Origin of the sequence: Burkholderia theae (genome assembly GCF_048565265.1) — a bacterium.
GTDB classification, from domain to species: domain Bacteria; phylum Pseudomonadota; class Gammaproteobacteria; order Burkholderiales; family Burkholderiaceae; genus Burkholderia; species Burkholderia theae.
On record NZ_CP183461.1, the window covers coordinates 1145836 to 1158009 of the forward strand.

Below are 12174 nucleotides of genomic sequence, written 5' to 3' on the forward strand. Positions count from 1 at the left end.
GAGCGCAAAGAAATGACGATTCTGGTGATTGCAGAACACGACAACGCGTCGGTCAAGGCCGCGACGTTGAACACGGTGGCGGCGGCAGCGAAGATCGGTGGCGACATTCACGTGCTGGTCGCGGGCCACAACGCACAAGCGGCGGCAGACGCAGCGGCGAAGATCGCAGGTGTGTCGAAGGTGCTGCTGGCCGACGCGCCGCAGCTCGAAGCGGGCCTGGCTGAAAACGTCGAAGCGACCGCGCTGAACATCGCGAAGGACTACTCGCACATCCTCGCGCCGGCCACGGCGTACGGCAAGAACATCGCGCCGCGTATTGCCGCGAAGCTGGACGTCGCGCAGATCTCGGACATCACGGCGGTCGATTCGGCCGACACGTTCGAGCGCCCGATCTACGCGGGCAACGCGATCGCGACGGTGCAGTCGAGCGATCCGGTCAAGGTCATCACGGTGCGTGCGACGGGTTTCGATCCGGTCGCGGCCGAAGGCGGCAGCGCAGCGGTCGAGAAGATCGCGGCAGCGGCGGACGCCGGCAAGTCGCAGTTCGTGAGCCGTGAAGTGACGAAGCTGGACCGTCCGGAACTCACGAGCGCAAGCATCATCGTGTCGGGCGGCCGCGGTCTGGGCAGCGGCGAGAACTACACGAAGGTGCTGGAGCCGCTGGCCGACAAGCTGTCGGCGGCACTCGGCGCATCGCGCGCGGCAGTCGACGCAGGCTACGTGCCGAACGACTATCAGGTCGGCCAGACCGGCAAGATCGTCGCGCCGCAGCTGTACATCGCGGTCGGCATCTCGGGTGCGATCCAGCACTTGGCCGGCATGAAGGATTCGAAGGTGATCGTCGCGATCAACAAGGATCCGGAGGCGCCGATCTTCAGCGTGGCCGACTACGGCCTCGTCGGCGACCTGTTCGCGCTCGTGCCGGAGCTCGTGACCGAGCTCGGCTGACGCGGCTTGACGCTTCAGCGGTAAGCACACGAGAAAAGGGGCGCGATGAGCGCCCCTTTTTTTACGCCATCGACGGAAGAGAAACGAAGGAGGCACACCATGAGTTATGTCGCACCGGTCAAGGACATGCTGTTCGTGCTGAAGGAACTCGCGGGCATCGACGCCGTTGCGCAGTTGCCGGGCTTCGAGGATGCGGGTTACGACACGGCGCAGGCCGTGCTCGACGAGTCCGCGAAATTCTGCGGCGAGGTGCTGGCGCCGCTGAACGTCGAAGGCGACCGCAACCCGAGCAGCTGGAAGGACGGTGTCGTGACCGCGACGCCGGGCTTCGCGCAAGCGTTCCGCCAGTTCGTCGAAGGTGGCTGGCAGGGGCTGCAGCATCCGTCCGAGTACGACGGCCAGGGCCTGCCGAAGCTGATCGCGACGCCGTGCATCGAGATGCTGAACGCGTCGAACCTGTCGTTCGCACTGTGTCCGCTGCTGACCGACGGCGCGATCGAGGCGCTGCTGACGGCCGGCACCGACGAGCAGAAGCAGCGCTACGTGCCGAAGCTGATCTCGGGCGAATGGACCGGCACGATGAACCTGACCGAGCCGCAGGCGGGCTCCGATCTGGCGCTGGTGCGCTCGCGCGCCGAGCCGCAGGGCGACGGCACGTACAAGGTGTTCGGCACGAAGATCTTCATCACGTGGGGCGAGCACGACATGGCGGACAACATCGTCCACCTGGTGCTGGCCCGCACGCCGAACGCGCCGGAAGGCGTGAAGGGCATCTCGCTGTTCATCGTGCCGAAGTTCATGGTCAACGACGACGGCTCGCTCGGCGCGCGCAACGACGTGCACTGCGTGTCGATCGAGCACAAGCTCGGGATCAAGGCGAGCCCGACGGCGGTGCTGCAGTACGGCGACCACGGCGGCGCGATCGGCTACCTGATCGGCGAGGAGAACCGCGGCCTCGAATACATGTTCATCATGATGAACGCGGCGCGCTTCGGCGTCGGGATGCAGGGGATCGGCGTGGCCGACCGGGCGTACCAGAAGGCGGCCGAATTCGCGAAGGAACGCGTGCAGAGCCGCCCGGTGGACGGGTCGGCCAAGCAGTCGGTGACGATCATCCATCACCCGGACGTGCGCCGCATGCTCGGCACGATGCGCGCGCTGACCGAAGGCGCGCGGGCGCTGGCGTACGTGGCAGCCGCGCACAGCGACGTTGCCCACCGCCATTCGGACGAGGCGACGCGTGGCCGTCATCAGGCAATCTACGAGTATCTGGTGCCGGTCGTGAAGGGCTGGAGCACGGAGATGGTGAACGACGTGGCGAGCCTGGGCGTGCAGGTGCACGGCGGGATGGGCTTCATCGAGGAGACGGGCGCGGCGCAGTACTACCGCGATGCGCGGATCCTGGCGATCTACGAAGGGACGACGGCGATCCAGGCGAACGACCTGGTCGGGCGCAAGACGATGCGCGACGGCGGCGCGGTGGCGAAGGCGCTGATCGCGGAGATCGACGCGACGGTGGCGGCGCTGGGCAAGCTGGACGGCGCGGCGGCGGCATCGATGAAGGCGCAGCTGGAGAAGGGTGCGCGTGCGCTGTCGTCGGTGGTGGACTACGTGGTGGCGAACGTGAAGCAGGACCCGAACGCGGTGTTCGCGGGCAGCGTGCCGTACCTGAAGCTGGCGGGCGTGGTGCTGTGCGGGTGGCAGATGGCGCGCGCGCTGGTGGCGGCGCAGGCGAACCGCGCGAGCGATCCGGCGTTCTTCGATGCGAAGATCGCGATCGCGCAATGCTACGCGGAACACGTTCTGGTGCAGGCAGGCGGGCTCGAAGCGTCGATCATTGGCGCGAAGGGCAACGAGAGCGTGCTCGCGTTGACGGAAGACCAGTTCTGATCCCGCGCCACGCATTCGGCGAAACGAAAAAGGCGCCCCGCGGGGCGCCTTTTCTTTTGAGGCGAACCGGCCCGTCTTGTTGCGGGCAGCTGCGGCTTATGCGTATGCCGGGCGCGTCTGGCCGGCCACGTCCTTCAGGTAACGATGCACCGACAGGTCGTCGGCCTGGATCGCCGGCATCTTGCCCGAGATCAGGTCCGCGAGCAGCTGGCCCGAGCCGCACGACATCGTCCAGCCGAGCGTGCCGTGGCCGGTGTTCAGGAACAGGTTCGACACCGGCGTGCGGCCGACGATCGGCGTGCCGTCCGGCGTCATCGGGCGCAGGCCCGTCCAGAACGTCGCCTTCGACGTATCGCCGCCGCCCGGGAACAGGTCGTTCACGCACATTTCGAGCGTTTCGCGGCGCGCAGCGCGCAGCTTCTTGTCGAAGCCGACGATTTCCGCCATGCCGCCGACGCGGATGCGCTGGTCGAAACGCGTGATCGCGATCTTGTAGGTCTCGTCGAGCACGGTCGACACGGGCGCGGCCGCTTCGTTGACGATCGGCGCGGTGATCGAATAGCCCTTCAGCGGATAGACGGGGATCTTCATCAGGTTCGAGATGAAGCGGGTCGAGTACGAACCGAGCGCGACGACGTACGCGTCCGCGCGCACCGTCTCGCTGCCGCACTGCACGCCGGCGATCTTGCCGCCCGCGATCGCGAGCGCATCGATCGGTGTGTTGTAGCGGAACTTGACGCCAAGCGATTCGGCGAGCGCCGCGAGGCGCGTCGTGAACAACTGGCAATCGCCCGTTTCGTCGCCCGGCAGGCGCAGGCCGCCCGTCAGCTTGTGCGATACGGCGGCGAGCGCCGGTTCGGCATTCTTCAGTTCGGCCGGCGACAGCAGTTCGAACGGCACGTTCGCTTCCTGCAGCACGGCGATGTCCTTCGCCGCGCCGTCGAGTTGCTGCTGCGTGCGGAACAGTTGCAGCGTGCCGCCCGTGCGGCCTTCGTACTGGATGCCCGTGTCGGCGCGCAGCGCCTGCAGGCAGTCGCGGCTGTATTCGGCGAGGCGGACCATGCGGCCCTTGTTGACCGCATAGCGCTCGGGCGTGCAGTTGCGCAGCATCTGCCACATCCACTGGAGCTGGAAGCGCGTGCCGTCGAGGCGGATCGCGAGCGGCGCGTGCTTTTCGAACATCCATTTGACGGCCTTCAGCGGCACGCCGGGCGCGGCCCACGGCGCGGCATAACCGGGGGAGATCTGGCCTGCATTCGCGAAGCTCGTCTCGAGCGCGGGGCCCGCTTCCCGGTCGATCACCGTGACTTCATGACCGGCGCGCGCGAGGTAATACGCGCTTGCCACGCCCACCACACCGCTGCCCAGAATGACGACTCGCATAGCTGCTCCAGATGGAAGGGACCAGGTCGAGGCCGGGCGCACCTGCGGCTCCGTGTAACCTCTAACTGATCTAGTTTTTTGCGCTATGGTATTGTCGAATGTCCAGTTTTTGTTATCGTATTTTTCCGGTTTTCAGCATAAACAAATGAGAACGCAACGTCAGCCCGTACGCTCGCTCGACAAGCTCGATCGGCGCATCCTCAAACTGCTCCAGGACGACGGCCGGATGGCGATGAAGGACCTCGCGGAACAGGTCGGACTGACCGTTACGCCGTGCATCGAACGCGTGCGGCGCATGGAGCGGGACGGCGTGATCACCGGCTATCACGCGCGGGTCGACCCTGGCCAATTGGGTGCCGCGCTGCTGGTGTTCGTCGAGATCACGCTTGGCCACAAGGGCGGCAACATGTTCGAGCAGTTCCGCCGCGAGGTGATGAAGATCGACGAGGTGCTCGAATGCCATCTCGTGTCCGGCGATTTCGACTACCTGATCAAGGCGCGGATCGGCGAGATGGCCGACTACCGGAAACTGCTCGGCGATATCCTGCTGCAGTTGCCGGGCGCCGTGCAGTCGAAGAGCTATGTCGTGATGGAGGAAATCAAGGAGACGCTGACGATTGCGGTCGGCGAGTGACGTGCCGGCGGCCCATTGTCGGGCCCCTTATCCCGCCCTTGGCATGCAGCACCCAATACTGTATAAATATACAGTATTGGGTGCTGGCGAATGGGTGCGCGCATGGACGATCGGTCCGACAACGAATTTCCGATAGCGCCGCCCGCGCCCCGCAAGGGGCGCGGTGCGGTCGACAATCTGCAGGGGCGGTATGAAATCGCGCAGCGTGAAGCGGTCGACGACGGCTGGGCGCACGAGTCGGACGATGCCGATTTCCCCGCACCGCTGCGCACGCAGGTCTTCGAGGAGCGTGCGAAGAGCATCCTGACGCACAACCAGTCGCCCGACATCCCGTTCAGCGTATCGCTCAATCCGTATCGCGGCTGCGAGCACGGCTGCATCTACTGCTTCGCGCGGCCGACGCACAGCTATCTCGGCCTGTCGCCCGGGCTCGATTTCGAAAGCCGCATCTACGCGAAGATCAATGCGGCCGAACTGCTCGAGCGTGAGATTTCGCGCAAGCGCTACGTGCCGGAGCCGATCGCGCTTGGCGTCAACACCGACGCCTACCAGCCGGTCGAGCGCGACCTGCGCATCACGCGCAGCGTGATCCAGGTGATGCACGATCACGGGCTGCCGTTCGCCGCGATCACGAAATCGTCGCTGATCGAGCGCGATCTCGACTTGCTCGCGCCGATGGCTGAACGCGGGCAGGTGATGGCGGCGGTCACGATCACGACGCTCGATGCCGATCTCGCACGCACGCTCGAGCCGCGCGCGGCGACACCGGCGCGCCGGTTGCGCACGATCCGCGCGTTGCGCGATGCGGGTGTGCCGGTCGGCGTGAGCATTGCACCGGTGATTCCGTTCGTCACCGAGCCCGACATGGAGCGCGTGCTCGAGGCGTGCGCGGAAGCCGGCGCCACGCACGCGAGCTACATCATCCTGAGGCTGCCGTGGGAGGTTGCACCGCTGTTCAAGAACTGGCTCGCCGCGCATTTTCCCGATCGCGCGGAACGCGTGATGAACCGTGTGCGCGACATGCGCGGCGGGAAAGACTACGACTCGGATTTCTCGAAGCGGATGAAGGGCGAGGGGATCTGGGCCGACCTGTTGCGGCAGCGCTTCCGTCAGGCCGTCAAGCGGCTCGGGCTGAACGAGCGCACGAACGGCATTCTCGATCTGTCGCAGTTTCGCGGTGCGCCGGTCGCCGCGGCGTCGGTGCCGCGCGGTGCTGCTCGCGCAGCCGGCACGAAGTCGCGCGACGACATGCAGCTGAACCTGTTCTGACCGGCGCGTCATGCGGGCGCGCGAAGGGCGCCGGTGTTTGGGAGCGGGCGCTTACTGCGAAATCTGCTTCGCTGCTTCGACCTGCGATTCGAAATACGTCTGGAACGACAGCGCTAGCGCGGTCATCAGCAGGAACGCGCCGATCAGCAGCGAGAAGATCACGACAAAGATCACGGTCCAGCCCGACCGGCTGTGCTTGCCCGTTTCGGCGTTGAATTGCGCGTCCCACTTTTCGTCGGGGCGCAGCCCGTAGACGAGTGCGGCGAGGAATGCCGCCAGCAGCGAGATCGCGCCGGGTACCGCGAGCCACCAGCCGAGGCCGGCACTGCGCTGGGTTGCCGCGAGCAGGAGGAAGCCCGGAATGCCGACGATCGTCGCGAGCAGGTGTGCCCAGCCGTACACGTCGCGAAAGCCGTACAGATAGAAGCGGTGCGCGCCGAGCGATCCGAACAGGAATGCGAGGGCGGCGGTGAGCGTCTTGGAGCGGAAGCGGCGGGACGGTGCGGTGCTGCTGGACATGGATGGCGGCGTATTGTCGTTGGCATGGGCGGCCGGCGGGCCGGCGCGGGCACGCGGCCCGGCACGCATTCTACGATGCCCGGTCGGGCCCGGTCACCCCCAGCCTGCGTCAAGGTGCCGCATAGGTTACGCGGTAGATTGCACCTGCGTAGTCGTCGCTGACGAGCAGCGAACCGTCCGGCAGCGGCAGCACGTCGGCCGGGCGTCCCCATACCGTGCCGTCGGGCCGCAGCCAGCCGGTGACGAATGGCGTCTGGCGCGCCTGGCTGCCGTCCGCCGATACGACGACGCGCATCACGCGGTAGCCGACCTTCGTGCTGCGGTTCCACGAACCGTGTTCGGCAATGAACACGTTATTGCGATACGACGCCGGAAACATCGGCCCGGTATAGAAGCGGATGCCGAGCGCCGCGACGTGCGCGCCCAGCTTCAATACGGGCGGCACATAACGGCGGCATACGCCGGCGCTGCCGAATTCGGGGTCGGGTGTGTCTCCGCCATGGCAGTATGGAAAGCCGAAGTCGAGGCCGGCACGCGGCGCGCGGTTCAGCTTGTCGTCGGGCACGTCGTCGCCCATCATGTCGCGCCCGTTGTCGGTAAACCAGAGCTCGCCCGAATCGGGGTGCCATGCGAAGCCGACCGTATTGCGCACGCCGCGGGCGACGACCTCGCTGCCGCTGCCGTCGGCCTTCATCCGGGCGATGATCGCGTAGCGGCTGCGATCGGCGAGACAGACGTTGCACGGTGCGCCGGTCGGCACGTACAGTTTGCCGTCGGGGCCGAACGCGATGAATTTCCAGCCGTGATGGTGTTCGGTCGGCAGCGCGTCGGTCACGATAACGGGCGCGGGCGGTTTGGCGAGCCGGTCGTCGATGCGGTCGAGGCGCAGGATGCGCGACACGGCGGATATATAGAGTGCGCCGTCGCGGTAGGCGACGCCGACCGGCATGTCGAGCCCGGACGCGATCACGTAGCGTGCGCTGATCCGGCCCTCGTGCATCACGAATGCATGCACGCGGCCTTCCCGGGTGCCGACATACAGGATGCCGCGCGGCGACCACGCCATTTCGCGCGCGGTCGGTACCGCGTCGGTCAGCACGTCCACATGGAAACCGGGCGGCACGACAAGTTCTTCCACCGGCAATGGCGCGGCAAGCCCCGTTGCGGACGCGAGGCAGGCAAGGCCGGCAAGCAGTGCCACGAAACGGCGCTGCGCGCGGCGCGTCGAGGCGGCGCGAAGGAGCGGCATGACGGGGGAGAGCATCCTGGACACGACGATTGTATGCCCGGCGCAGAGGCCATCCGTGGATTTTTTCCGCGTAAGTGTTTGTTGTACCTCTGGTTTCCGGCTATAATCGCGTGTTTCAGTAGTTTCGAACCCGGTTTTCCGAAGGACATCATATGGTTATCATCCGTCTGGCTCGTGGCGGCTCGAAGAAGCGCCCGTTCTACAACATCGTTGCTACCGATTCGCGTAACCGTCGTGACGGCCGCTTCATCGAGCGCGTCGGCTTCTACAACCCGGTCGCTACGAAGGGCGAATCGCTGCGTATCGCTCAGGATCGTCTGACGTACTGGCAAGGCGTTGGCGCACAACTGTCGCCGACCGTCCAGCGTCTCGTGAAGGAAGCGCAAAAGGCGCAACCGGCTGCCTAACATGGCACGGTGTGCCGGTCGTGCCGGCTGTGAGGTGGATTGATGGCGGGTCACGATTCCGGTAATGCAAGGCGCGGGCGTGCGTCATTCGGCGCATTCGTCCGCAAGCCGGTCGAGCGCGACGTTGTCGCGAACGCCGGTCCGGCTGCCGAACAGGGTGGCCATGAAGCGACGCAAGCGTGGCCTGACGACGCCGTCGAGGTCGGGGCGGTGGTCGACGCCTACGGCCTGAAGGGCTGGGTCAAGGTGGCGACGCATGCCGATGCCGGTCGCGGCGGCGACGCGCTGCTTAACGCGCGCCGCTGGTGGCTGGAGCGCGGTGCGGAGCGGCTTTCCGTCCGCATCATGCAGTCGAAGACGCACAGCGACACGGTCGTTGCGCAACCCGCGGGCGTCAGCGACCGCGATGCCGCGCTGGCTATGCGCGGCTTTCGTGTGTTCGTGCGCCGGGAAGATTTCCCGGCATTGGCCGCGGACGAATTCTATTGGGTCGACCTGATCGGTCTCGAAGTCGTCAACGAGCAATCGGTGGCGCTCGGGAAGGTGAGCGGGATGATCGACAACGGCGTGCATTCGATCATGCGTGTCGAGTATCCGGCGACCGGCAAAGACGGTCAGCCGACCACCGACGAACGGCTGATTCCGTTTGTCGGCGTCTACGTCAAAACGGTGGATCAGGCGGCGCGTCGTATCGTCGTCGACTGGGAAGCCGATTACTGAAATGAACCAGGTTACCGAGAGCGCGGTGCAGTTCGACGTCGTCACGCTCTTTCCCGAGATGTTCCGCGCACTGACCGACTGGGGAATCACCAGCCGGGCCGTCAAGCAAGGGCGCTTCGGGCTGCGCACCTGGAACCCGCGTGATTTCACGACGGACAACTACCGCACGGTCGATGATCGTCCGTACGGCGGCGGTCCGGGCATGGTGATGCTGGCCAGGCCGCTCGAGGCCGCGATCGGCGCCGCGAAAGCGGCGCAGGCGGAGCAGGGCATCGCGAGCACGCGCGTCGTGATGATGTCGCCGCAGGGCGCGCCGCTCACGCACGAGCGGGCGATGCGGATGGCGCAGGAGCCAGGCGTTGTCGTGCTGTGCGGCCGCTACGAAGCGATCGACCAGCGTCTGCTCGATCGTTGTGTCGACGAGGAGATCAGCCTCGGCGATTTCGTGCTGTCCGGCGGAGAACTGCCGGCGATGGCGATGATGGATGCCGTCGTGCGCTTGCTGCCCGGTGTGCTGAACGATTCGCAGTCGGCCGTGCAGGACAGTTTCGTCGACGGCCTGCTCGATTGTCCGCACTACACGCGCCCGGAGGAATACGATGGCGTGCGCGTACCGGACGTGCTGCTCGGCGGGCATCATGCCGAGATCGAGCGGTGGCGGCGCCAGGAAGCATTGAGGAATACGTTGCGGAAGCGGCCGGACCTGATCGTCCGGGCGCGCCGCGAGAAGTTGCTGAGCCGTGCCGACGAGGCCTGGCTTGCGAACCTCGCACGCGAAGCGAAGGACGCCTCTTGAGGCGGCGTCGCGGGCGGGAATTGGCGGTGTCGTGCATGCGTGCGCGGCGCCTGATGTGAATCCATCCTCTATCGGGGCCAGGCCTGGAAGCAGGCGGGTGCCAACGCCGACACGATGGCATAAGGAGTCAGTAATGAATCTGATCGCAAAACTTGAGCAGGAAGAAATCGAGCGCGCGCTCGCCGGCAAGACGATCCCCGAATTCGCCCCGGGCGACACGGTGATCGTGAACGTGAACGTGGTTGAAGGTACCCGCAAGCGCGTTCAGGCTTACGAAGGCGTCGTGATCGCGATTCGCAGCCGTGGTCTGAACTCGAACTTCATCGTCCGCAAGATCTCGTCGGGCGAAGGCGTCGAGCGTACGTTCCAGACGTACTCGCCGCTGCTGGCGAGCATCGTCGTGAAGCGCCGCGGTGATGTGCGTCGTGCGAAGCTGTACTACCTGCGCGAGCGTTCGGGCAAGTCGGCTCGAATCAAGGAAAAGCTGGTGTCGAAGGATCGCGCCGCAGCAGCTTCCCAAGAGTAAGAGCTGTAAGGAAAAAGCACCCACCCGGGTGCTTTTTTCATTCTGGCGCGACAATATGCTCGATACGACACGAACCCGAGAGCCCCATTGAATCGCCGCCCCATCATCGATCCCGAAGTCTTGCCGGTCGAAGGCACCGGCGCCGGCCTGCCCGCCATCGATCCCCGCCTGATGACGCCGTCCGGCCTGCGCGACCGTTTCGCGCGCACGCCCGAATGGAGCGTCGAGCCCGGCGAGGCGAAGCTGCAGGAGGGCATCGATCCGCGTAGCGCGGCCGTGCTGATGCCGCTCGTCGTCCGCGAGTCGGGTCTCACCGTGCTGCTGACCCAACGCGCCGATCACCTGAACGACCATGCCGGACAGATCAGCTTTCCCGGCGGCCGGCGCGAACCGTTCGATCGCGATGCGACCGCCACCGCGTTGCGCGAGTCGAAGGAGGAAATCGGACTCGCCGCCGAACGCGTCGAGATCCTCGGCGCGCTGCCCGACTACCTGACCGGCACCGGCTTCTGCGTGTCGCCGGTGGTCGGCCTCGTGCATCCGCCGTTCACCGTGCAGGCCGACACGTTCGAAGTGGCCGAGATTTTCGAGGTGCCGCTCGCGTTCCTGATGAATCCCGCGAACCATCAGGTCCGCGTGTTCCGTTGGGATGGCGGCGAGCGTCGTTTTTTTGCGATGCCTTATCCGAACGACAAACCAGACGGGCATTACTTCATCTGGGGCGCAACTGCCGGCATGTTTCGCAATCTGTACCGCTTCTTGGCCGCCGGCTAGGCGCGCACACCGGCCGGCGCGCGCGGCCGGCTGCCGGGCGGCCGCGCTGGCAGCCATGCGGGGCTTACGCTGTGCTATCGTTATGCAAAAAATGACATAACTCCGAAGACGGCGCCACGCATGACTTTCTTTTCGGTTCTCCTCGCCCTCATCATCGAACAGGTCCGCGCGTTGTCGCCGAACAATCCGGTGTTCGCGCTGTTCCAGTTTCATGCGGAAACCGTCGCGCATGGTCTCGACGCAGGCAAGCAGAAGCACGGTATCCTCGCATGGCTCGCGGTCGTGCTGCCGTGGGTGCTGATCGTCGCGCTGATCTATTTCCTGCTGTTCAAGGTGAGCTTCGTGCTCGCGTTCTTGTGGAACGTCGTCGTCGTGTATTTCACGCTAGGCTTCCGCCAGTTCAGCCACTACTTCACCGACATCCACCTCGCACTCAACAACGACGACGTGCCGCGCGCGCGCGAAATCCTGCACGAGTGGACGGGCATCGACACGGTCGACATGCCGGTCGGCGAAATCGTCCGCCATACGCTGATTCACGCGGTCGTCGCATCACATCGCCACGTGTTCGGCGTGTTCTTCTGGTATGTGCTGCCGATCGGCCCGGCCGGCGCCGTGCTGTACCGGATCTCCGAATACCTCGCGCGTAGCTGGTCGACGCCGGGCGACGACCGCACGGCCGCATTCTCGACGTTCGCGCAGCGCGCGTTCTTCGTGATCGACTGGATTCCCGCGCGGCTGACCGCGCTCGGCTTCGCGATCGTCGGCAATTTCGAGGATGCGATCTACGCATGGCGCAACCACACGCGCCAATGGCCCGACCCGAACGACGGCGTGCTGCTGGCAGCCGGCAGCGGGGCGCTCGGCGCGCGTCTCGCGGGGCCGCTCGCGGAACCGTCGAGCCTCGATGCGCTGGCGGTCGGCGACAGCGGTCCGTTGACGGTCGGTGACGATTGCACGCCGCGTACGCTGCAATCGGCAGTCGGCCTCGTCTGGCGCGCGGTGATCCTGTGGATGATCCTGCTGCTGATGCTGACGCTCGCCGTCTGGGTGTCGTGA

Annotated in this window: 13 protein-coding genes; 10 read left to right on the top strand and 3 right to left on the bottom strand. The window is 65.8% G+C overall.

Annotated elements, in window-relative coordinates; genetic code table 11:
* Positions 1-12: 12 nt before the first annotated feature.
* Together ACN22W_RS05375 and ACN22W_RS05380 are read left to right on the top strand one after the other, a co-directional pair.
* A complete protein-coding gene (locus ACN22W_RS05375; RefSeq protein WP_129514018.1) occupies positions 13-948 on the top strand; it encodes an electron transfer flavoprotein subunit alpha/FixB family protein in 936 nt (311 codons plus the stop codon).
* 99 nt (positions 949-1047) lie between these two features.
* The gene (locus ACN22W_RS05380) at positions 1048-2838 is read left to right on the top strand and encodes an acyl-CoA dehydrogenase (RefSeq protein WP_419686618.1); all 1791 of its coding nucleotides are present in this window, start codon (positions 1048-1050) and stop codon (positions 2836-2838) included.
* Positions 2839-2934: 96 nt separating this feature from the next.
* Here the strand turns inward: ACN22W_RS05380 and ACN22W_RS05385 are convergent, their stop codons facing one another.
* The gene (locus ACN22W_RS05385; protein ID WP_193097885.1) at positions 2935-4221 is read right to left on the bottom strand and encodes a D-amino acid dehydrogenase; all 1287 of its coding nucleotides are present in this window, start codon (positions 4219-4221) and stop codon (positions 2935-2937) included.
* A gap of 145 nt (positions 4222-4366) precedes the next feature.
* On the opposite strand from ACN22W_RS05385, the gene ACN22W_RS05390 reads away from it, so the two are divergent.
* Positions 4367-4855, top strand: coding sequence for an Lrp/AsnC ligand binding domain-containing protein (locus ACN22W_RS05390; protein ID WP_012492860.1), 489 nt, complete (start codon positions 4367-4369; stop codon positions 4853-4855).
* A gap of 90 nt (positions 4856-4945) precedes the next feature.
* Positions 4946-6124: a PA0069 family radical SAM protein gene (locus ACN22W_RS05395; RefSeq protein ID WP_419686620.1), complete on the top strand. Its 1179-nt coding sequence runs from the start codon at positions 4946-4948 to the stop codon at positions 6122-6124.
* A gap of 51 nt (positions 6125-6175) precedes the next feature.
* Here ACN22W_RS05395 and ACN22W_RS05400 read toward each other — a convergent pair whose 3' ends face one another.
* Both ACN22W_RS05400 and ACN22W_RS05405 read right to left on the bottom strand, forming a co-directional pair.
* Positions 6176-6643: an NINE protein gene (locus ACN22W_RS05400; protein WP_034183440.1), complete on the bottom strand. Its 468-nt coding sequence runs from the start codon at positions 6641-6643 to the stop codon at positions 6176-6178.
* 109 nt (positions 6644-6752) lie between these two features.
* Positions 6753-7892 (bottom strand): PQQ-dependent sugar dehydrogenase, encoded by a 1140-nt coding sequence (locus ACN22W_RS05405; protein WP_419686622.1) that lies wholly within the window; start codon positions 7890-7892, stop codon positions 6753-6755.
* A gap of 152 nt (positions 7893-8044) precedes the next feature.
* Here ACN22W_RS05405 and rpsP point away from each other — a divergent pair, with 152 nt between their 5' ends.
* The 6 genes from rpsP (at position 8045) to ACN22W_RS05435 (ending at position 12174) form a co-directional block, all read left to right on the top strand.
* Positions 8045-8299 carry a 30S ribosomal protein S16 gene (gene rpsP / locus ACN22W_RS05410; RefSeq protein WP_006476550.1) on the top strand — a complete coding sequence of 85 codons (255 nt, stop codon included), beginning with the start codon at positions 8045-8047 and terminating at the stop codon, positions 8297-8299.
* A gap of 42 nt (positions 8300-8341) precedes the next feature.
* Complete coding sequence (rimM, locus tag ACN22W_RS05415) at positions 8342-9019, top strand: ribosome maturation factor RimM (protein WP_193097889.1); 678 nt, start codon at positions 8342-8344, stop codon at positions 9017-9019.
* Position 9020: 1 nt separating this feature from the next.
* Positions 9021-9815: a tRNA (guanosine(37)-N1)-methyltransferase TrmD gene (gene trmD, locus ACN22W_RS05420; RefSeq protein WP_129514025.1), complete on the top strand. Its 795-nt coding sequence runs from the start codon at positions 9021-9023 to the stop codon at positions 9813-9815.
* Positions 9816-9948: 133 nt separating this feature from the next.
* The gene (gene rplS, locus ACN22W_RS05425; RefSeq protein ID WP_048249607.1) at positions 9949-10341 is read left to right on the top strand and encodes a 50S ribosomal protein L19; all 393 of its coding nucleotides are present in this window, start codon (positions 9949-9951) and stop codon (positions 10339-10341) included.
* An 87-nt stretch (positions 10342-10428) separates the two neighbouring features.
* On the top strand, positions 10429-11115 hold the full coding sequence (locus ACN22W_RS05430; protein WP_193097890.1) for a CoA pyrophosphatase: 687 nt from the start codon (positions 10429-10431) through the stop codon (positions 11113-11115).
* Positions 11116-11235: 120 nt separating this feature from the next.
* On the top strand, positions 11236-12174 hold the full coding sequence (locus ACN22W_RS05435; protein WP_048249605.1) for a CobD/CbiB family protein: 939 nt from the start codon (positions 11236-11238) through the stop codon (positions 12172-12174).